Origin of the sequence: Wocania arenilitoris (assembly GCF_021728535.1) — a bacterium.
Classification (GTDB): Bacteria; Bacteroidota; Bacteroidia; order Flavobacteriales; family Flavobacteriaceae; genus Wocania_A; species Wocania_A arenilitoris.
The window spans coordinates 1-23,514 of record NZ_JAKKDU010000002.1 but is presented as its reverse complement, the minus strand read 5'-3'; the positions used below and the strand labels follow the sequence as shown (position 1 = coordinate 23,514).

The following is a 23,514-nucleotide window of genomic DNA, read 5'->3' as shown; positions in this document are numbered from 1 at the left end:
TTTGAAAATTAGACATCAAATTTTTGAATATCCTTATTGTGACATAATGCAATAAAAGTGGATTTTGTCATTCCGATAAAAGAAGGAATCTTTTTGATAATCTTAAGATTCTACACTAAGCTTTGTTCTGTTCTTAATGACAGAACGTAAATTATTACTAATAACAGATATTCAATTCAAATTAAATAAATAACCAAGAAGTATAATTATGAAATGTATTAAAGTGATATCGTTAATAGTTCTGGCAGTTTTTTGCTTCACTTTTTGTACGTCTAAAAAAACTTCAAAAGAAGTTGAATCCTCAACCTTAAAGCCTAATATTATAGTGATCTTGGCTGATGATTTAGGGTATAACGATGTGGGGTTTAATGGTAGCCTAGAAGTTCCTACGCCTAACCTAGATAAGCTGGCCGAAAGTGGGTTGCGATGTACAAATGCTTATGTTACCCATCCCTATTGTGGGCCTTCACGTGCTGGATTGATTACGGGACGGTATCAGCGCAGATTTGGAGTTCAGGCTAATCCACACAAGAACGATACCATAGAAGGGCTTCCGTTAAGTGAGTTAACAATTGCTGATTTGTTAAAAAAACAAGATTATACTACGGCAGTAATTGGAAAATGGCATTTGGGGAAAAACAGAATATTCCATCCCCTAAAAAGAGGTTTTGATCACTTTTTTGGATTTGTGGGAGGAGGGCATCAATACCATTTGGATGAATTAAAAGATACCCCTCACTGGAATTCTGATGCGGACACCGAATGGTTCGAAGATTATACCTCTTGGCTGGAGTTAAATGGTAAACCCGATCCAAAATATATGGGTAAAGAAGGATATATTACCGATGTATTGAGTGACGAATCTGTTAATTTTATTAAAAAGAATAAGGAAAACCCATTCTTTTTACACCTATCTTATAATGCTCCTCACGATCCGTTTCAAGCTACTGAAAAATATTTAAAAAGGGTTGAGAATGTTAATTTTGATACGAGTTTCATTAAAGATAAAAGTCAGGTAGATTCTTACTTGAAAAATAGGAAGATTTATGCTGCTATGGTTAATGCTTTAGATGAAGGCGTAGGTCAAATTCTAAAGACATTGGAAGACGAAAAATTAACCGAGAATACATTGATTGTATTTTTGAGTGATAATGGAGGCGACGGCAGATTTAATCATCGATTTGTGGGAGACGAATATGCGGTGCCTGCACCTGAAAACCACACACCAATGGTGGCGAGTAATTTACCGCTAAGGGGTAATAAAGGAGATGCTTTAGAGGGAGGAATTCGTGTGCCATTTCTTATGTCGTGGCCAGGTGTTCTCCCAAAGGGAGTGGATTATAATGGTATTGTTTCTTCACTAGATATTCTGCCTACCGCTGTATCTGTAGCTGGTGGAAATTTGCCTACAGATAGAGAATATGATGGAAGCAACATTCTGCCTTTTTTGATGCAGGGACAGGTTGTGGAACGATCTTTCCATTGGTATCGATTTAAAGCGTTAGCTTATGGCAGTAATTTGTACGGTGATTGGTTAGAGATTTCCTCCCGAAAAGGGGATTGGAAGCTCTATCGTCGTGGGAAAGATGCTTCTTACCATCTTTTTAACCTTTCTGAAGATATTGGTGAACAAAACAATCTCGCAGATCAATATCCCGAAAAAGTAGAAGAAATGATTCGCGCATATCAGGAGTGGATACAAACCCATAAAGCGCCATTGTATCTTGACTATCCAATTAAAAAACATAATGTGGAGGAATTATATTTTACGCATAACGAGGCAATAAAATGAAGAAAAGAGATAAACACATCAATTTAGTTGTCTGTAGTTTACAGTATTGTCAGAAAACAAATAGCAAACGACTTAGAAACTAGAAAGCTAACTATATTAATGAGAGTTACTCAACTAAATAGTAAAGATAAAATTCAAATAAGAGTTCATACAAAAGTGAAAACATATAGAAACTTAAATGACTAAACATAAATGAAGAAGTGTAGCAATATATTGTTTGTAATTGAATTTATATTTTTAGTTTCATGTAAAGGAGAAGCTAACTAAAAATAATTTGATAATCATTAAAACTTTTAAGGGTTAAAATATTCAATTAATAAATTAGAAAAAACAAACTATAGGTATGAAAAGTAAAAAACTAATATCACTAGCTACTTTGATGACATTCTCATTCTTATTATTAGCTCAGGAAGAAATAAAAAAGCCAAATATAGTTCTTATCATGGTGGATGATATGGGTTTTAGTGATCTAGGTTGCTATGGGGGAGAAATAAAAACACCAAATATTGATAAACTGGCTAGAAATGGTGTTCGGTTTTCTCAATTTAAGAATGCTGGGCGGTGTTGCCCTAGTCGTGCAGCGTTGATGACAGGACGCACCCAACATGCTGTGGGGATGGGATGGATGACAGCTGTTGACGAACATCGTCCTGGATACCGAGGGCAACTTTCTAATAAAGTACCAACAATAGCAGAAATTCTTAAAGAAAATGGATACGGCACTTACCTCTCGGGAAAATGGCATCTAACTTTGGACGGGAATTTTAACGATCCTAAGAGTCTTCCCAATGGCAGCTGGCCAGTTCAAAGAGGGTTTGATGAAAGTTACGGAGGACTTGATGGAGGGGTTAAAAAATACAATGATGTTCCTTCTCTTGTTAGAAATACTCACCGAATAGATTCATTACCTGCTGATTATTATTATACTACCGCCATAACAAATAATGCCGTTAGTTTTATTGAAAAACATGATAGCAAAAAACCAATGTTCTTATATGTCGCTCACTTTGCACCCCACAGGCCGCTACAAGCACCTAAAGAAAGGGTTGAAACATGTTTGGATCGTTATAAGGTTGGCTATGATGTTTTACGAAAAGCTAGGTATAAACGCATGAAAGAGGAGGGGATTATTACTGACTCATTGGAATTGCCAGTACACCAAAAAGAATATAATTTCGAAAGACCTGACTGGAAAACCCTTGAAGATAAAAAAAAGGCTGAATGGGTAAAGGAAATGGCAACATATGCTGCCATGGTAGAAATCGTAGATGATGGAATAGGATTGATTATTGATGCCTTAAAAAAGAAAGGAATATACGATAATACCACAATATTATTTCTAAGCGATAATGGAGCTACTATGGAAGGTGGAGAGATATCAAAGTTAGCAGCCGATTTGAGCAATACCCCATATAGAAGTTATAAATCTTATGTCTTTAATGGTGGGATTAGTTCCCCTTTTATTATACATAACCCAAAAAAATATTCGAATCAGAAAGGCATGATAAAAAGAGAATTAATTCATATTACAGATATTCTCCCTACTTGTCTGAGTCTGGCTAATATAGAATACCCTCTAACTTTTAATGGCAGCTCTATTGCTCCGCCAGATGGAATAAGCATAACACCTGCTATGGAAAATATACCTTTAAAAGAAAGAGATTTATTTTTTGAGCATGAAGTTAAGAGTGCTATTATTTCCAACAACTGGAAGTTAGTACGCAATACCTCTCCAAATTCTTGGGAGCTTATAAATTTATTGCAAGACCCATTTGAGTTAAAAGATCTTTCCTTGCTGTATCCAGATAAGGTAGAAAAATTGAAAAAGAAATGGATGTTTTGGGCAAATAAAAATAATGTTCTCCCTGTTCAACCCCATTTTGGTTGGGATAAACGTATAAACTTTTTTAAAAAAAGAAACCCTGATCAGGATGGAATAGATTAAAAATATAAATCTATTATTTAAGAAATCAAAATAAGTTAAAAAGACACCAAGCACAAGTAATTATAAATTTTAAAATAAAATCATTAACAAACAAAACGATATGAGAAATATAATAACAGTAACAATTTTAACCATATGTGTATTTACAAATGGATTTGCACAAAATAGACTTCATGATAAACCAATCAATATAAATGGGGTTTTCCCTAACCTTACTATTTTAGGAGCGTCCGATAAAGACCGTAGTGAGAGTGGTATTGGCGCTTTAATGCCATGGGCCGATAAATTATGGATGATTGGATATGTGGCTCATATTAAAGGTACGGGTTTAGGGCTTTATGAGATAAGTGACGACATGAGTATGGTAAAGCATCCGCAGAGTGTTACCGGAACTTTTGCTAACAGAATGGTTCACAACCCTTCAGAACAAGCGATTATTGGCCCTCATTTTATAGATAAAAATGGAAAAGTAAAAACATGTTTAGAACTGTCAAAACATCGACTGGCAGCAACCATGGAACATTTAATAGATCCTGAAAATAAGGTGTACTTTCTTACTATGGAAGGCTTATTTTTTGAGTGTGATGTTAATACTTTGGAGGCGAAACAATTATTTGACTTATATCAAGAATTAGAAATTCCAGAAACAGGATATGTACATTTTAAAGACGGGCATACAGGAAATGGTAGAGTAGTTGTGGCAAATAACTCATACGATGAGCGAGATTATACAAGAGAATCTTTTGCAGGAAGACTTGCTGAGTGGGATGGTAAAAGTAAAAAATGGACAATTCTTGAAAAAACCGCTTTTATTGGTGTTGGTGGAAAAAACAGTGAAACGCATAAAGGGCAATCCATTTATGGAGATCCAATATTTGCGACAGGATGGGATAAAAAATCGGTTATCTTAAAGTGCTTTAACGATAGAACAAAAGAATGGAAAAGATATAGATTACCTAAAGGAAGTCATTCGTTTGATCATGCTTGGAATACCGAATGGATGAGAATCAGAGAGGTACAAACCGAGCGTTTTATAATGGATGTTCACGGTATATTCTATGAATTGCCAATGATGACTTATAGCGGTCATGTTTGGGGAATAAAACCCATATCGTATCATTTAAGAATTGTTCCCGATTTTGTTTTTTGGAGAGGATTATTTGTTATGGCAGGAGATCAAACAGATCATGGGGTAGGACAGCCGCAATCTGGATTGCTTTTTCAAAACATAGACGATTTGTGGAGTTATGGTAAGCCAACAGGATGGGGAGCAGTTTGGCAAGATGAAAAGATAAGTGCAGATACGCCCTCTGATCCATTTCTTATGACGGGTTTTGATAAAAAAACCGTACACTTTATCAATCAAGGTAAAGAAGATATAGAATTTGAAATTGAGGTAGATGTTATGGGTAATGAACAGTGGCATACGTATAAGAAGTTTAAAGTCGCGGCTGATGGCTATTTACATTATGAATTTCCAGACGGATACTCTGCTCATTGGACAAGGGTAAAGCTTAATAAAGCCTCAACCGTTACAGTGCAATTTGTATATAATTAAAACCAAAACTTTAAATACTCTATAATAAATAATATTACAATAAGTATAAGAAATACCATAAGCATCTTAGGATGTGGCAGATTGTTTTCTTTTTTAAATTTATTAGAACAATATAATAATAGAAATAAACAGTATGACAAAATACCGTTAGTTAGCAAATAATCTATTTTGTTAGTAGTATAAATATAAAACACCTGTAAATGATTACATTTATATTATCAATTTGTATATTAATCTTAGCCTATTTTACTTATGGTAAGTTTGTTGAGAAAATGTTTGGTATTCAAAAGGAAAGGGAAACACCAGCAGTAAAATTAAGAGATGATGTTGATTATATTCCTTTATCTCCTTGGCGTATTTTTTTAATTCAGTTTTTAAATATTGCAGGCTTAGGACCAATTTTTGGAGCTATAGCAGGAGCTATGTTTGGACCAGTAGCATTTTTATGGATTGTTCTAGGAAGTATTTTCGCAGGAGCAGTTCATGATTTCCTTTCAGGAATGTTGTCCTTAAGGCATGATGGATTAAGTATTAGCGAAGTTATTGGGATATACTTAGGGACTAACATTAAACATGTTATGCGCATATTCACGGTAGTGCTGTTAATTTTTGTAGGGACTGTCTTTTTAATGGGGCCAGCAAAAATAATTGACGGAATGACAGGTAATGCATGGGGTGTTTGGATTTGGGTATCTATTATTCTAATATATTATGTGTTATCGACCTTAATGCCAGTAGATAAAATTATTAGTAAACTATACCCAATATTTGGAGTAGCCATGCTGTTGATGGCTGTTGGATTACTTGTCGCTTTGCTTTTTGGAAATTATCATATTCCCGAATTAACTCCTGGGAACTTAGTAAATATGACCGTGAATCCAGATGAAACACCCATATTTCCCATTCTTTTTGTAACTATTGCCTGTGGAGCTATTTCAGGATTTCATGCAACTCAATCACCTTTAATGGCACGTTGTATGAAAAATGAAACTTTAGGCAGGAAAGTGTTTTATGGAACCATGATAACAGAAGGAATTGTTGCCCTTATTTGGGCTGCTGCGGCAATGTCTTTTTTTGATTCTGTTAATGGGTTAAATTTAGCTATGGTCGCGAATAACAATAATGCTGCATGGGTAGCAAACGAGATATCTCTTAATATGTTGGGTAGACTAGGTGGGGTACTTGCTCTATTAGGAATTGTTGCGGCTCCTATCACTTCTGGAGACACCGCTTTTAGGTCTGCAAGACTTATCTTGGGAGATATCTCTAAGTTAAGTCAGTTAAAAATAATAAACAGGTTATATCTAAGTATTCCTATTTTTGTGGTAGCTTTTGTACTTACTCAAATAGATTTCAGTATTATTTGGCGTTATTTCGCATGGAGTAATCAAACCTTGGCTACTGTTGTTCTGTGGACTTGTACAGCATTCTTAATACATAAAGATAAGCCTTATTTGGTATCAGGCATACCGGCAATATTTATGACTATGGTATGTAGTACCTATATTTTGATTGCACCCGAAGGATTTAACTTAGATAATCATATAGCATATACAGGAGGTTTTATTATCACTATAATAATCACCTATCTATTTAAGATATATATGAAGAAAAAACAATTAAGCTAAAACTAAATAATACGAAACAATGAATCATTCTAATAACATGACACAAATACTACGACTAATTACTATAACTGTTTTATCCATAACTATATTCTCTTGTACTAGCAATAACAAATTAGATATCGGTTATATTGATCAGTATAATATGGTTTGGGATTCCCAAAGCAAAAACGCATTGGGTTCGATGCCTTTGGGTGGAGGGGATATTGGTTGTAATGTTTGGGTAGAAAATGGAGACATTCTTTTTTATATGTCTCGAAGTGGAACGTTTGATGAGAATAATACCTTGTTAAAATTAGGTCGAACACGTTTAAAATTATCACCTAATCCATTTGAAGGCGAGGATGCAACCTTTAAACAAGAGCTTAATCTACGTGAGGGGTGTATCTATATAACAGGAAAAAACAGCACGATGTCTGCTACGGTTAAACTATGGGTAGAAGTATTTCAACCTAAAATACATGTTGAAATAGAGAGTTCGGTACCGATAAAGGTAGCATCTGATTTTGAAATATGGCGGACAAATGATAAACCTATATCAAAGAACGAACGTATGCAATGTTTGAGTTTTTTGGATACAGAACCCGAAATCATACCGCTGACTACTTATAAGGATTCCGTTAAGGTTGAAAAGGAATCAATCACTTGGTTTCATCGTAACAAAAACGACGATTTGGTTTTTCATAAAGAGGTCACTCAACAACGTTTGGATGACATCCGTGAACAACTATGGAATCCACTAGAAAATCTAACGTTTGGTGGATATATGAAAGGAAAATCGATGTCTTTTATTGGTAATACTGAAGGTAAATATATGCACACCAATTTTATAGGTTATCGATTTGAAAGTGATCAACCCAACGAAAGACACGAAATAGACATTTTTCTTCATGTATCTCAAACTAAAACATTATCTGAATGGGAAACCCAATTGGATAGTTTGAAACAGAACAAGAACACGAAGATAGAGGCGTGGAAAAAAAACATGATCTGGTGGGAACAATTTTGGAACAGAAGTCACATTGTTATTAATGATGGAAAAGGAGTTGGAGATCAAGGTTGGGAAATAGGAAGAAATTATCAACTCTTTCGATATATCTTGGCTTGTAATGCTTATGGAGACTATCCCAGTAAATTTAACGGCAGTTTATTTACCGTTGATAATCCTGACGATCTTACACCCGATTTTAGAATGTGGGGTGGCGGATCATTTACGGCTCAAAATCAGCGTTTGGTTTACTGGCCTATGCTTAGAAGTGGTGATTTTGACATGATGCATTCGCAATTTAAATATTACCTCCGAGCAAAAAATAATGCTGAGTTGCGTACACAGCATTATTGGGGGCATAATGGAGCAGGATTTACTGAACAAATAGCCAATTATGGATTGCCTATAGGAGACATCTACCATTATATGTGGGGAGAAGGAAAGCTGGGTGTGCGGCCCGATAGTCTGAGCACACGAACTTTGAGAAACGAGAAAGGAGAAGCGGTTGAGGTAAAAAGTCATGGTTTTTTAGCAAACAATTGGTGTGAAGATCAATACGATACGGCCTTGGAATTTTGTTTGATGATCTTGGATATGGAGTCCTATTCAGGAGAGGACATAAGTAAATATATGCCTCTCATTGAAAGTTGCATAACTTTTTACAACGAACATTATCGGTATTGGAACACTAAGTTGAATGGGGAGCCATTAAATAAACAAGGGAAATTAAACATCTATCCATCTTCGGCTGCAGAAACGTACAAAGTTGCACTTAATGCTACGCCTTTAGTTGCTGGTCTTCAAACTGTTCTTACGCGAATGTTAGAGTTGCCTGAAAAATACGCCTCGGTGGAGAAAAGAAACCAATGGAAAGAGCTCCTTAAAACAGTGCCTTCGGTAAGCTTGATGGAGAAAGAAGGGTATACTATTATTGCTCCAGCCAAAGAATGGGAAAGAGTAAATAACATTGAATTTCCGGCAATGTATGCCGTTTATCCGTATAATTTCTATGGATTGGGAAACGAAAGATTACAAATAGGTGTTGATACTTGGCTATATGGAGAGGATCCACAGATTATGAAACGAGATACCCGTTCTAATATCCAAAAAAGTGATTTCTGCTGGTTTCAGAGTGGAATATTCTGCGCAAGGCTTGGTCTTACTGAAGACGCAAAAGATTATCTTAAACGAAAAATGTTAGCCAAATCTAGTCGATTTCCTGCATTTTGGGATAATTATATAAATTTCGGAACCTTTTGTCAAACTCCCGACTTAGATCATGGAGGGGCAGGTATGATTAATCTTCAGGAGATGCTCTTACAGACAAAGGATGAAGAGCTTCGAATTCTTCCAGCATGGCCAAAAGAATGGGATGTGAAATTCAAACTATACGCACCAAATCAAACAACAATTGAGGTAGATTATTCGAATAAATCCCCTTTAAACTTAAAGGTTACACCAGAAGTAAGAAAGAAAGATTTAATCGTAAATTAAGTTGATAGGAATGTCATTTAATCTTAAAATCTTTAAACAAATTAATTAAGACATATTGTTAGATTATCTGAAAATCACTTAATGATCAAGTGTATTTGGTTGAGAACTTAACACCTTTAGATTCAAAGTATAATCTTGAATTAAAAAGCATTAAGATTGTATAGACAAAACAGTAACGAATCAATAATAAATATTACTCGAAATTGAAACACATTTTAACATTAATCGTGCTTATTACAATAAGTCTTACAAGTTGCCAAACTGGAAAGAAAAATGAGACGAAACCTAAAGAAAAAGAAAGCTCTAAACCCAATATTATTTTTATCATGGCAGACGATTTGGGCTATGGAGATCTGAGTTGTTATGGAGCTACAAAAATAAAAACACCAAATATTGATAAGCTTGCAAAGAAAGGAATAAAATTAACAGATGCTCACAGTCCGTCTGCTGTTTGTACACCAACAAGATATGGTGTTTTAACGGGTAGATACAGCTGGAGAGGCAGACTTAAAAAAGAAGTGCTTTGGTCTGGGTATGATCGATCGTTGATAGAAAAAGATAGAAAGACCATAGGCAACCTAATGAAGGAAAGTGGTTACGCCACTGCGCACATTGGAAAATGGCATTTAGGTTGGGAAGATGAAGAGCCTGTAGATTATTCTAAAGGCTATCTAGGAAGAGGTCCTAAAGATTTAGGATTTGATTATTCTTTTGTTACCGCCTCTGCACATAATTTATTTCCAATCGTATTTGTTGAAAATCATCAATTGGTGAGTAACCTAAAACCGATGGACTACTATGTATATGAACCCGGAAACGAGACTCCGGATGAAATATATGAATGGCATCGAACCAAAGATAAAGGTCCAATGATGATTGCTGACGATTGGCAGCCAGACAAGGTAGACAGTCTTTATGGTGTTAAGGCAAAGATGTTTATCGAAGACCACATCATGAAAAAAACCAATCAGCCTTTCTATATGCATCTGACTCCAGAGGCTCCGCATCTCCCAAATAATGTACCTGATTTCATGAAAGGAAAAAGCGAGGCAGGCACTCGTGGTGACCATGTGCAGATGCTCGATTGGGTAGTGGGAGATCTTATCGATAAACTAAAAGAATTAGATATAGAGAAAAATACTTTGGTCATTATTACCAGTGACAATGGCCCCCGACCAGTAGGAATAGACGGAAATATAGATGGCAAATATCTTGCCGATTACGAACATGATTTCGAGCACAAAAGCGCAGGTAATTTAAGAGGTTTTAAAGCAAGATTATGGGAAGGAGGGCATCGCGTACCATTTATTGCCCAATGGCCTAATAAGATAGGTGCTGGTCAAATAAGCAATAATCTTATCTGCCTAACCGATATGATGGCTACTTTTTCAGAAATAATAGGATATCATTTAGATGCTACTATGGGCGAAGATAGTTTTAATGCCCTTCCGATAATTTTGGGAGAGGATAAGGAAATTCGTGAAAATATTATTCATCAGGACTACGAGGGTAATTTATCGATTAGGGAAGGACATTATAAATTATTGGGAGAAAGCTTATATAATATATCAAAGGACTTAGGGGAAAATAAAAATATAGCAGCTCTACACCCTCAAAAAGTGTTAGATTTGAAACAGCTACTTAAAACTCAGGTTGAAAACAAGAGAACAGCGCCGGTTAATTAGATAAACCATATTAGACAGAAACAAACGAACAGTTCATAAAGAACTAAAAATAAATTTTAAATAAAAAAATGAAACACATAAACTATTTATCTGTATGCGTCTTGCTATTACTAACAATAGCTTGTGTGCAAAAACAAAACAGCTTTCCTAAACATGAAACTATTAATTTAGATCAGGCTAGTGTCATCATAGACGATAAACAAGCTATCATAAGCACAGGAAGGATAACTCGAATCTATGAACTCACCTCAAAAGGATTACACACTATAGCACTCAAAAATTCTGATGGCAAAAACATTACTAAATACTCTGAATCTGATACAAAATGTGATTGGGAGATTAGTAATCTTTCTACAGCTCACTTAAAATCAGTATCATCTAAAATCTCCAATGACGAAAATTTTACAGGTGAACATATTCAAGTAATTTTTGATTTTGAATATCCTTTAGAAAATATGCTATTAAGATATGAGATTTGGGTTTACCCAAATGCAAGTGGTCTTAGATCTCAAATAAAACTAAAACGTCTTACTAATCTTGATGAAAAATTAAATACTAACAATGTACTTGACGGTTTTACAGAAAGTCTTGAAATTCCTATTGCCAATAATACATTTATTAAAGCTTTTGGCTATTACAACGATACACAACATCGTAATAAAAAAGAGACGCCAATATTAAAAGAGCAAATTTTATCCCAGGCAGATTCAATTATTGATTGGAGTAATGGGTTACAACTTCAAAACAATAATGGAGGGATTATTTTCGTAAAAGAATCTCACAAATGTGTAAATCAGCAAGGCATTGCTACCGGTGCATTTCATATTCTTAACGAACGTATTAAAGTTAGTGGGCTTGGAGCTACTTATGAAGACTTAAAAGACAACGCGTTTATTTCCTGCTGGGCAAACTGGATTGTTACCTACAATGGTAATGAAGAAGCAGGGATTACCGCATTAAAAGAATTCGATCGTCAGCGATATCCTCTTGATAAATCAAAGGATATGTATATAATGGCAAATACTTGGGGAAGTGGAGGACGAAAAGATGTACCTGGTAGTGGAGGAGATCATCAAAAAGCATCACGCGAAGCCTATGTAATGGGAGAGCTAGAAGTTCAGTCAGAACTTGGCATAGATGTTCAACAAATAGATGACGGTTGGCAAGGAGTTGATTATAATAGCTGGACAGCAGTTGATGAAATAACAACGAAAGATGATAAATATAAAGTTTACCCCGAAGGTTGGAAAAATGTTAAAAACTCAGCAGAAAAAAAGTCAATAAAACTTGGACTATGGGCGGCATGGAAAATCCCATTGGAAGATTTAAAAAGAAACTATAATGAAGGTGGTTTTCTTTACTATAAACTAGATTTTGCTGTTTTAGACACTAAACCAAAATTTGATGGACTTATCACGAAAGCTCGCGATTTTATTCTTTATACAGGCAACAAAGTTAGAATTAATTGGGATGTAACCGAAAACGAACCAAGAATTGGATACTATTTTGGACGTGAATACGGGAACATATACTTGGAAAACAGAAAACCATATTTTCCTGAAAATGTAGTTTATACTCCATATTTAGTGCTTCGTGATGCATGGCAGGTTGCCAAATATGTGAACCTAAACAAGTTTCAGGTAACTGTGCAAAATAAGGATATGATTAATAAGAATCTGAGCGATGCTTATCTACACTCACACGCATACTGTTTTGCCATTACAATGATGGGTAGCCCTATATTTTTTCAGCAAACACAGTTTTATGAGCAACAAGCCATTGAGGAACTAAAACCGCTCATTGCCATTTACAAAAAACATCGTGATAAGATGTATGATGGGATTGTTGAACCTATTGGTGATATTCCAAATAACAAGAATTGGACTGGATTTCAAAATCATAGTGATACTAGCGGATTTTTAACCATTTTCCGGGAAATAAACAATCAAGAGGCTACTAAAGCATTGTCATTATCTTATTTGAATGGCAAAGTTCTGGAAATAACTAACCTTTTAAACAATCAGAAAAAGAAAGTTCGTGTAAATGAAAAAGGAGAAATTGATTTTGAAATTAATACACCCGGTGATTTCCTTTTCTACGCCTATAAAATAATAACTACTAAATGAATTATTTGATACCATGAAACGAACATTAACAAATTTTAAAAATTTCTTCACAAAATGGAATGTTTAAAATTTTTAATGTGAGAGCGTAGCGGTTGCACACGTTCTCAATTTTATAATTAGCATGAAACCAATTAATTACCAAAATTTAAACATGTGAAAACTACCATTTATTATTCAACTTCCTTTTGGAAGCAAAACCTACTATTTCTATATTCATTAGCCATGATTTTATTCTCAGGATGTAAATCACCCAATTCAAAACCCACTTTAAAACCTAATATTGTTTTCATTATAGTTGATGATTTAGGGTATTCTGATGTTGGGTACATGAATCAGAAGCCTGAAGTCCAAACACCAAATATTGATAAACTGGCTAAAAGTGGCATGGTATTTACGAATGCATATGCAGCTTCTCCTGTGTGTTCGCCAACCAGAGCAAGTATTTTTACAGGAAAATATCCGGCAACTTTACAGCTCACCTGCCACATTCCAGGAGTTGGTATGAAACCGTATCTTGCGAGGAGGAACAAAGACAAGAAATTAATGGAGGCAGCCTTTATTGATCGTCTCCCCCGTGAAGAATTAACTTTTGCAGAAGTGCTAAAAGAACATGGATACAAAACTGCTTTTCTTGGAAAATGGCATTTGGCAGGGGAAGGTTCGCAAAAAACAACCGATGGCGTTGTTGATGAAATGTTTCATCCCGATCAGCAGGGCTTTGATGTCAATATTGGTGGCTGTGCATATGGCCAGCCAGCTAACTATTTTTCTCCGTATGGAAACGCCACAATCAAAGATGGGGATAAAAATGAATATCTTACAGATAGAATGGGAAATGAAGCCTGTAAGTTTATTGAAGAAAACAAAAATAATCCATTTTTACTTGCTTTATGCACCTATACTGTGCACTCACCATTAGAGGCTCCACAGGAAATTATTGACAAATATAAAGGAAATAAGTACCTAGCCATGATTGATAAGTTGGATGAAAACGTTGGTAAAGTACTAAGCAAACTAAATGCATTGGGATTAAATGAAAACACTTTGGTGATTCTGTATTCTGATAATGGCGGTGTATATAATAATCCTCCTTTAAATAACTATAAGGGCTCATTGTACGAAGGCGGGATTCGTGTCCCTTTAATTATAAGCCATCCGGGTAAAATACAAGCCGGATCAAAGTGTGATGTTCCAATAACCAGCCCCGATTTTTTTCCAACAATTTTGGAAACCGCTAAAATTCCTTCTGTAAAATATAAAATGTTAGAAGGAAAAAATCTGTGGCCATTGCTGTCTGAAAAAGATGGTTTTGAGGAGCGGGCTATTTATTGGCATTTTCCGCACCATCGAAATACTGAGAAAGCGATGGGAGCAGCCATTAGAATGGGCGAATGGAAATTAATTTGGGAGTATGAAACAAATGAGCTGAGCTTGTTTAACCTTGAGAATGATATTGAAGAAACAAAAAATTTAGCTAGTACAAATTCAGAAAAATCAAAATTCTTGCATAATAAACTAAAAGCCTGGTTAAATAAAACTAATGCAGCTATGCCGCAATTAAATCCTGATTATAGAAATTAAATAGAATATTAGGTTAAGTAGAGAATCTAATGAGATACAACAAGAAGGAATTGATAGTTTTAGTGCATGGTCTCATAATATTTTATTCAGAGGGCATAAATAAAAAAAGCAAAGGATGGAAAGTAGTTTTGGTTAGACTTAAACAAACTATGACTATTCTTTTACTTTTACATTTAAACCAACTAAAATGATCTTAGAATACGAATATTACAAAAAGTTTAAAGTGAAGATTATGGACGTGAAACAGGTATTAAGATATCTAAGTTGTTATTTTGTAACCATCGCTATTCTGGGGGTGAGTTTTGCCTGTAAGAATCAAAAAGAAGATGCGTCTGAATCCGCAAAATTGAAGTGGTCTATTGAAGAACAAGGTAGCACGATTTTAATTCAAGCTGGAAATTTTAAACAAAAAATTCTTCTTGATGGTATCAATATCAGTACAACTTCAGTAAAAATTGGAGCCAATGAGATACTTAATAAGGCCTATCCCGAAATCAACCTGGCTCTAAGTCAGTCAAAAAACAACAAAAAGCCTGAACTGATTTCAGATTTTGATGAATCACAGGCCATAAAATCACAGGAAACCTTTGGGGGAAAAGATAAACTTATTATCAAAGAGTTACAAGCCAATTATGAAGATAGCCAACAATGGAAGGAAGCTATACTGCTTAGTAGCAGGAACTGGGAAGGGAAATTTGATAAAGTGGTTCCTGTTATTTCTAAACCAGGAAAGGGCGTAACACGATTGGCTTTACGGTTCCGTTCCATTCATCAACAGCCTTTAAAAGACATTTCGCTTGCTGTAATTTATGAAATTTATGAAGGCCATTCAGCGATTAGAAAGTGGGTTGAACTGGTTAATAATTCTCCCAACTGGTTTAAACTCGACCAGGTTGTTCTTTCACCCATTCCTGTAGGAGAGACTTTAAATAAAGTCATACCACTTACTCCTGATGATGAGGCAGTAGGGGCAAGTGTACGTAGTTTTTCCTCCGATGATGAATTGTACGGGCTTATTTTAGGTTCTGAAATTCCATCGGCCACGCGTTTATTAGACATAGAAACAGGTGTGATGGGTTATTCCAATCAATATTTTGAATGGATACTGGAACCTGGTGGTAGTTTTACTTCAGAACCCATTAGTCTTTATAGTTTTGAAGGACCAATATTGGAAAATATATCGGCAAAATCTAAACCTTTGGATAGGTGTGTAGAAAATCAGTATCAAGCCTTTTTAAGTGACTGTATAGGGGTTATGGCTGATAAGGCTAAACTTTATGCTCCGCGTTTTTGCACGTGGTCTAATTATGGCCAGTTTATTACTGAAGCTATTTCACGAAAAATAATCCCAATTGCAGCGCAATGTGGTTTCGAGCTCTTTTTAATAGATGATGGATGGCAAAAGGACCGGCTTGGGACTGAACCGCATAAAACTAAGTTTCCCGATTTTGATGGGATGTGCAATCTAGTGCAAGAATCTGGCATGACGTTAGGGCTTTGGGTAAGCTGCTATCGTACAAGAGATTCGAAAGACCTAAAGGTTATTCCCAATGCGATGTCCATGCCGCTTGTTAAGCGCCTGAATGATGGTTTCGGAATGAGCTTTGCCAGTCATTGGCGTAATTATTACGCTCAAGATTTAGTTTATTTACGGGATCGATATCAATCAAAATATTTTAAACAAGATTTTACGAATATAAAATTTGGCGATTTAGCAATAGGTCATGAAAGTCGCTCGTTAAAAGAATCTTACTTAAAGGGGTTGAGGGGGCTTCTTTTGTCACAAAAACGTATTAGCGAATTGTCTCCAGATATTTCAACGCTTCTTACACATGAAATATATTGGGGCACACCCGGTGTTCCATGTGATTTGGCCGCAATGAAATATGGTGGTTTTTATCACATACCACCAAATGATTATTCAGGTTTGGGCCCCACGAAATACCTTAAAAAATTAGTGGCAGAATACGATTCGCTGGCAAATAAAGCAGAGGTAACAAAAGATTTAATACGTGGATGCTGGAATGCCAGACAACGGTATTATGAACACCGTGGTTTGCCAATGCACATTATTGAATACTACGGGGCGGCTAGCGCTAATGTTCAAAAAGCATTAACTCCCGAAATTCAGGATCGGCAGGTTTGTAGCTTTTTGATGGGAGCACCAACTGTCTATGCTGGAGATTTACTTTCGCTTACACAAGAGAATATTCAGCACTACCGAAAGCGTTTTGATATGCTCCGTCATTTACAAGAGAAATATGATATTTATAGGAATTTTCAATATAGTGGTGTACCAGAACCAACAGATGAAGATTGGCATTGGTGGGGAAAACTTAATGAGAATCAAGAAGGTGTTGTGGTTGTCATAAGAGGATCGGGCGGTAATGACCAACAGAAAATTAATATCCCCTGGGTTAGAGAGGATTGCAAATATTCAATGAAACAACTTTTTGCCAATAAAGAACTTGGTGTTTTTAGTGGGCAGGAGTTGCAGGAAGGTAAGATTCTACTTTCATTGCCACCTTATGGACAAGATATGCTACAGGTAAGCAAAGTTGAAAAGTGATTATATAAAAAAATACAAACACAAAGGTTAGGTTAATTGAGAAAATAGACCAATGAATATCAAAATATTATTTTTTAGTACTGTTCTTATCTTATTTATTTTTGGATGTGAAAAAAAGGCTAAGGACAAAGAAAAGAAGTGTCCAAATATACTTTTTGCCATTAGCGATGATCAGTCGTATCTACACACAAGTTTTGCAGGATCAAGATTTGTAAACACACCTGCATTTGATAGAGTAGCCAAAGAAGGTATTTATTTTCAAAATGGATACGCTGGTTCACCTGGCTGTGCGCCTTCCAGAAGTGCTATAGTAACAGGCAGGCACCATTGGCAGAATGAACAATCTGGTCAGCATGCATCTTCATGGTTGAAAAAGCATATTCCTTTTGTAGATGAACTTGCTGCCAGCGGATATGCAGTTGGCAGAACAGACAAGGGTGTAGGTCCTTTTCAATATGCCAGAACCAAAAAAGATTCGTTATGGCGAGAGGGAGATGCGGCTGGCCCTGCCTATCAGGTAGCAAAATATGATAAAACAAATGATGAACGATTTTCATCAGGAATAAGTAACAGTAACTATGCAGAGAATTTCAAGTATTTTATGGAGAACGTTCGTAAAGATCGGCCATTTTTTTATTGGTTTGGTAGCTTCGAACCTCATGTAAAATATGAACAAGGCTCTTGGAAAAAAAGAGGTAAGAAATTAGAAGATGCAGAAGTCCCTGCATTTCTACCTGACAATGGTATAGTTCGTGGAGATTTATTAGACTATGCCGTAGAAATAGAATGGTTTGATTTACATCTTCAACGTATGTTAGATTATCTTGAAGAAATTGGTGAGTTAGATAATACTATTGTTATTGTTACATCAGATAATGGTATGCCATTCCCTAGGGCAAAGGCAAATACTTATGATTATGGTGTACATGTTCCTTTAGCAATTAGATATCCTGAAGGTATTAAAGGTGGACAGAAATGTAATACTTTAGTAGGGTTTGCAGACCTTGCTCCTACAATTTTAGAAGCAACTCAAACTGAACCCAAATCCATGTTACCTATTTCTGGTGAAAGTTTGTGGAGTTTGTTTACTTCGAACAATATTGAAAAAGAGAGAGCTGTTTTCTTTGGAAGGGAGCGTCATTCTTCTTCCCGTTATCAAAATTGGGGCTACCCTCAAAGATCTGTTAGAAAGGGAGATTATTTATATATATGGAATGTATTACCAGACCGTTGGCCTGCCGGAGCTCCTCAAGGAATTGATAAAGAGACAGGTGAGCTACATCCATTTTTAGATATTATTAATGAAGAAGAAAAGATCGGAGAAAATGTTTTGTCAGATATAGATCCAACACCAGCAAAAAGGTATTTAATAAAAAATTATAGGGATAGTGAGGTTCAAAAATATTTGTTATTAGCAAGTGAAAAACGTCCTGAATTTGAAATGTACAATGTCGTTAAGGACATGGCTTGTTTAGAGAATTTATCGGGTAAATCTGAATTTACTGATATAGAAGGAGATTTAAAAAAGACCTTATTTAATGAACTTTACAGAACAGAAGATTATAGAGTGTCTAAAGACAGCTTTGATACTTTTGATAGTTATTTAAGATATTTTCCATTGAGGTCATACCCTAAACCAACCGCAGGGGTGATGCTAAAAAACTATCTGTTAGATTAAATTTTATTAAAAGCTCAAAGTTTCTAAATTTGAAAGATCAACTCGAATTTTATTTTACTGTTTTATATATAAGTTCAACAACAAATTCTTTATTACAATGAAATTAACAACATTTTTCACATTCATCTTGTTAGTAATCTTTTCTTCGTGTACATCCAAGAATAGTACCCAGAAAACAAACAAAAAACCAAACATCATATATATACTTGCTGATGATATGGGATATGGAGATGTAGGAGCTTATAATATTGAATCTAAAATAAAAACCCCTGGACTTGATAAATTAGCTTCAGATGGCATGATGTTTACGGATGCGCATACCAGCTCTGCAGTTTGTACTCCAACTCGATACGGAATTCTAACAGGGAGATACAATTGGAGAAGTAGGTTAAAAAGCAGTGTGTTGGGTGGCTCTTCAAAAGCATTAATACCGAATTCAAGAGCCACCGTTGCTTCAATTTTAAAAGCATCGGGTTATCACACTGCGTTTATTGGTAAATGGCATCTTGGATGGGATTGGGCATTAAAGGATGAAACGAAAGAAATTTATAAAGATGAGGAAGAACTCGGAGATTGGTATGTAGATAAAAAGAATATTGATTTTACCCGATCGGTAACCAATACGCCTAACGACTTAGGTTTTGAGTATGCATATGGTCATTGTGGATCATTAGACATGGATCCATATGTTTATGTTGAAAATGGAAAACCAACCGCAATACCTGACACAATTACTGGAAATAAAGAAAAATACACCTTTTGGAGAAAGGGAGATACTGCTCCTGATTTTATTCATGAAGAAGTTACCCCTAATTTTTTTAGAAGAGGAATCAATTATATTAAAGAACAGGCAAATAATGACAAGCCATTTTTTCTGTATTTACCACTTCCATCACCCCATACCCCTATTTTGCCAACCGAAGAATGGCAAGGTAAGAGTGATTTAAATCCTTATGGTGATTTTGTTATGATGGTAGATAATTATATCAATCAATTACAAGAAGCGGTTAAATCTGCGGGAATCGAAGAAAACACATTAATCATCTTTACAACAGATAACGGATGTTCTCCTGCTGCCGATATTGATTCACTCATACTAAAAGGACATTATCCAAATGGGATTTATAGAGGACATAAGGCCGATATTTTTGAAGGCGGACACCGCATCCCATTTATTGCAAAATGGCCAGCTGTAATTCAAAAAGGAACAAAAAACGATCAGGTAATTTGTACCACGGATTTAATGGCAACTTTAGCCGATATTATAGACTATTCTCTACAAGATGATGAAGGAGAAGATAGTTATAGTATGATGCCTCTTTTTAAAGGAGAAAAAATAGAAGGAACATTTAGAGAAGCAACCGTTCATCATTCAATTGATGGTGAGTTTGCAATTCGAAAAGGCGATTGGAAATTAATCATGTGTCCAAGCTCTGGAGGTTGGAGTTTTCCACGGCCAAGGAGAGATTCAGCTGTCATCGCAACTTTACCTCCCATTCAGCTTTACAACTTAAAAAACGATCCTTCTGAAGAAAACAACTTACAGGCTGAAAACACAGAAAAGGTGCAAGAACTTAAAACTCTTCTTGCTAAATATATTTTAGATGGAAGAAGTACTCCGGGTGTTCCACAACAAAACGAGAGGACTGAAGATTGGAAACAAATACATTGGATAGACGGAAGAAAAGATAAAAATCTTCATTAGTGGACGATTAAAACCCACTGATTAATCCCATGCAACGGTATTGTATCTTTTTAAAACATAAGTTTGGCCAACAACACTCAGGCTACAACCATTAGACAACCAGAATCGGTTGATTTTAATGGAACTTATTGAAGGTCGTAATGGAAAAGGATCCGTAATGGTAACCTTACAGATACCAGTTAATGATCGGTGTGATTTAATTGGCGAGAAAACCATTGCTGATCTTATTATGGATCGACTGGTTCATCAATCACACCGAATTAAATTAGCAGGAGGATCAATTCGTAGAAAAAAGAGAGTAATAAATGATGAAAAAAACTAAATTTGTTTAATCAAATCAGCAGAAACTGTTTTTGTTTTTAGTGATGAAAAACACTTGCAAAGTTTAAATCGGTATGGGTGCACACTTTGATCGGAATTTGCACTGAAGGGGTAGGTAACCCAGCACATACAGATTACAACAAATGAAATAAAATTAACAGATTATAATTTAAATTCAGTTAATATTTCAAAAACCTAACTGTTTTTTGTAAAACATTTAAATTAAAGACTTAATATAAAATATATTCATATGAAAAATTTAATTGTCTTAGTACTGGTATTAGCTTGTTTCCAATTTATTGCTTGTGAAAAACAAGTTTATGAGAAGCCCAATGTGATTTTGATTTTAACTGATGATCAGGGGTATGGAGATTTGTCGTGCCATGGAAACCCTATCTTAAAAACGCCGACCTTAGACAGGCTGCATGATGAATCAATCAGATTTACTGATTTCCATGTTTCAGCAATCTGTACCCCAACAAGAAGCCAAATATTGACAGGGCTGGATGCGTGCCGCAATGGAGCATTTGCCTGGGCTTATAGCCGTGAAACAATCCGCCCTGAAGTTGAAACAATGCCTGAGATTTTTAGAAAAAATGGTTATGCCACTGGACATTTTGGGAAATGGCACCTCGGTGATAATTTCCCATACCGCCCAATCGACCGCGGATTCGACGAATCAATAAAACACGGAGGTGCTTCAATATTCCAGACTCCTGACTATTGGGATAACGATTATGTTGACGACCACTATGAACACAATGGTAAGATGAAACAATACAAAGGTTACTGTACGGATGTTTGGTTCGAAGAAGCTAAAAAGTTCATGACGAACAGTAACCGGGAGGGTAAACCATTTTTTATATACCTACCTACCAATGCTCCTCACGGACCATTAATTGTCCCACAACATTACAGCAAACCTTACCTTAAGGATTTAGAAAAAGGTTACACGGCGGAAAAAGAATTCAAAAAGTCAAAGGAAATACATGAAGAAATTTCATGGTTTTACGGTATGATTTCCAATATTGATGAGAATATGGAAAAACTTGATATATACCTAAAAGATAACCAACTGTATGAGAATACAATTCTTATTTTTATGACCGATAATGGAGGTACTGCCGGGTCACGTGTGTACAATGCCGGTATGAGGGGAAATAAAGGTAGTTTGTACGATGGAGGACACCGTGTTCCATTTTTTATTCGTTGGCCGAATGGTAAATTCTCAAAGCCTAAAAACATTGATGCCCTTGCTCATTCTCAAGATATTCTTCCCACACTTATTGACTTGTGTAAATTGGAATACAAAAAACTGGAATTGGATGGGATAAGCCTGAAAGATTTAATTATGGGTAAAACAAAAGAAACCCCAGATCGTTTTCTTGTAATGCAAAATGCACAATCACCAATGGCTAAAAAGTACCATGCAACAGTATTATCAAACAAATGGCGCCTTGTCGAGAATAAAGAATTATACAACATCGAATTGGATCCCGGTCAGAAGGTTGATGTTGCAAGTTCAAATCCTGAATTAGTGAAAAAAATGCAGAATCATTATGAAAACTGGTGGAGTTCTGTCCAGGAACCTCTGAACAACATCCCATCTTTCCCAGTTGGAGGGGACAACTGTTCAAATATCACACTTACCTGTTTCGACTGGCATGGTTTTGAAGGAAAAGGAAACGTAACAATACAGTCCACTGTAAGGGAAGGTGGATCTGCAAACGGGCACTGGAACATTGAGGTATTGGAAGCCGGAAAATATGAAATAAGCTGTTCCAGGTGGCCCGCTGAAGCAAAAAATCCTCTTACTTCGGGATTGCCAGAGCTTAAAACCTTGACAATTACATTCCCGAAAGGAATAGCTTTGCCAATAGCTTATACAGAAATTCAAATCGGAGATACAAAAAAAACAGTAAAAGTTAGTGATACTGATCTTGTCTCTTCAGATACTTTCAATTTGGAAAAAGGTCATTACAAACTTAAAGGAACTTTTTTCAACGAGAAGAAAGAACCTATTTGTGGTGCATATTATATTTACGTAAATAAGTTAAACTAAATGAGAACGACTGTTTTTATAATATTACTGGCCACCCAGGCAGTTTCGTATTCATCTTGTTAGTAATCTTTTCTTCGTGTATATTCAAAAACATCACTGAGGAAAAAAGGTAAAACCAAATATTATATATACTTGCTGATGATATGGGATATGGAGATGTAGGAGCTTATAATATTGAATCTAAAATAAAAACCCCTGGACTTGATAAATTAGCTTCAGATGGCATGATGTTTACGGATGCGCATACCAGCTCTGCAGTTTGCACTCCAACTCGATACGGAATTCTAACAGGGAGATACAATTGGAGAAGTAGGTTAAAAAGCAGTGTGTTGGGTGGCTCTTCAAAAGCATTAATACCGAATTCAAGAGCCACCGTTGCTTCAAT

Annotated in this window: 13 protein-coding genes and 1 pseudogene; all 14 read left to right on the top strand. The window is 35.6% G+C overall.

Features of this window, described 5'->3' with window-relative positions; all coding sequences use genetic code 11:
* The first annotated feature begins 208 nt into the window (after positions 1 to 208).
* Positions 209 to 1,792, top strand: a complete 1,584-nt coding sequence (locus L3X37_RS01550) for a sulfatase-like hydrolase/transferase (protein WP_237238413.1) — start codon at positions 209 to 211, stop codon at positions 1,790 to 1,792.
* Between the two features lie 343 nt (positions 1,793 to 2,135).
* A complete protein-coding gene (locus tag L3X37_RS01545; protein WP_237238412.1) occupies positions 2,136 to 3,737 on the top strand; it encodes an arylsulfatase in 1,602 nt (533 codons plus the stop codon).
* Positions 3,738 to 3,837: 100 nt separating this feature from the next.
* The gene (locus L3X37_RS01540) at positions 3,838 to 5,295 is read left to right on the top strand and encodes a hypothetical protein (RefSeq protein WP_237238411.1); all 1,458 of its coding nucleotides are present in this window, start codon (positions 3,838 to 3,840) and stop codon (positions 5,293 to 5,295) included.
* A gap of 200 nt (positions 5,296 to 5,495) precedes the next feature.
* Entirely contained in the window at positions 5,496 to 6,923 is a 1,428-nt protein-coding gene (locus tag L3X37_RS01535) for a carbon starvation CstA family protein (protein WP_237238410.1), read from the top strand.
* 19 nt (positions 6,924 to 6,942) lie between these two features.
* Entirely contained in the window at positions 6,943 to 9,402 is a 2,460-nt protein-coding gene (locus tag L3X37_RS01530; RefSeq protein ID WP_369409866.1) for a DUF5703 domain-containing protein, read from the top strand.
* Between the two features lie 203 nt (positions 9,403 to 9,605).
* The gene (locus L3X37_RS01525) at positions 9,606 to 11,087 is read left to right on the top strand and encodes a sulfatase family protein (protein WP_237238409.1); all 1,482 of its coding nucleotides are present in this window, start codon (positions 9,606 to 9,608) and stop codon (positions 11,085 to 11,087) included.
* A gap of 68 nt (positions 11,088 to 11,155) precedes the next feature.
* Complete coding sequence (locus L3X37_RS01520) at positions 11,156 to 13,213, top strand: alpha-galactosidase (RefSeq protein WP_237238408.1); 2,058 nt, start codon at positions 11,156 to 11,158, stop codon at positions 13,211 to 13,213.
* Positions 13,214 to 13,366: 153 nt separating this feature from the next.
* Positions 13,367 to 14,794: a sulfatase gene (locus L3X37_RS01515; protein ID WP_237238407.1), complete on the top strand. Its 1,428-nt coding sequence runs from the start codon at positions 13,367 to 13,369 to the stop codon at positions 14,792 to 14,794.
* A gap of 187 nt (positions 14,795 to 14,981) precedes the next feature.
* Positions 14,982 to 17,363: an alpha-amylase family protein gene (locus tag L3X37_RS01510; protein ID WP_237238406.1), complete on the top strand. Its 2,382-nt coding sequence runs from the start codon at positions 14,982 to 14,984 to the stop codon at positions 17,361 to 17,363.
* A gap of 52 nt (positions 17,364 to 17,415) precedes the next feature.
* The gene (locus L3X37_RS01505; protein ID WP_237238405.1) at positions 17,416 to 19,041 is read left to right on the top strand and encodes a sulfatase family protein; all 1,626 of its coding nucleotides are present in this window, start codon (positions 17,416 to 17,418) and stop codon (positions 19,039 to 19,041) included.
* Positions 19,042 to 19,138: 97 nt separating this feature from the next.
* Entirely contained in the window at positions 19,139 to 20,746 is a 1,608-nt protein-coding gene (locus L3X37_RS01500; RefSeq protein ID WP_237238404.1) for a sulfatase family protein, read from the top strand.
* Positions 20,747 to 20,840: 94 nt separating this feature from the next.
* A pseudogene (locus L3X37_RS01495) lies at positions 20,841 to 21,068 on the top strand (ATP-binding protein); the annotation flags it as partial.
* A 249-nt stretch (positions 21,069 to 21,317) separates the two neighbouring features.
* Entirely contained in the window at positions 21,318 to 23,129 is a 1,812-nt protein-coding gene (locus L3X37_RS01490) for an arylsulfatase (protein WP_237238402.1), read from the top strand.
* A gap of 143 nt (positions 23,130 to 23,272) precedes the next feature.
* Positions 23,273 to 23,514: sulfatase-like hydrolase/transferase (locus L3X37_RS01485; RefSeq protein ID WP_237238401.1), on the top strand; the 242-nt coding region annotated here is incomplete at its 3' end.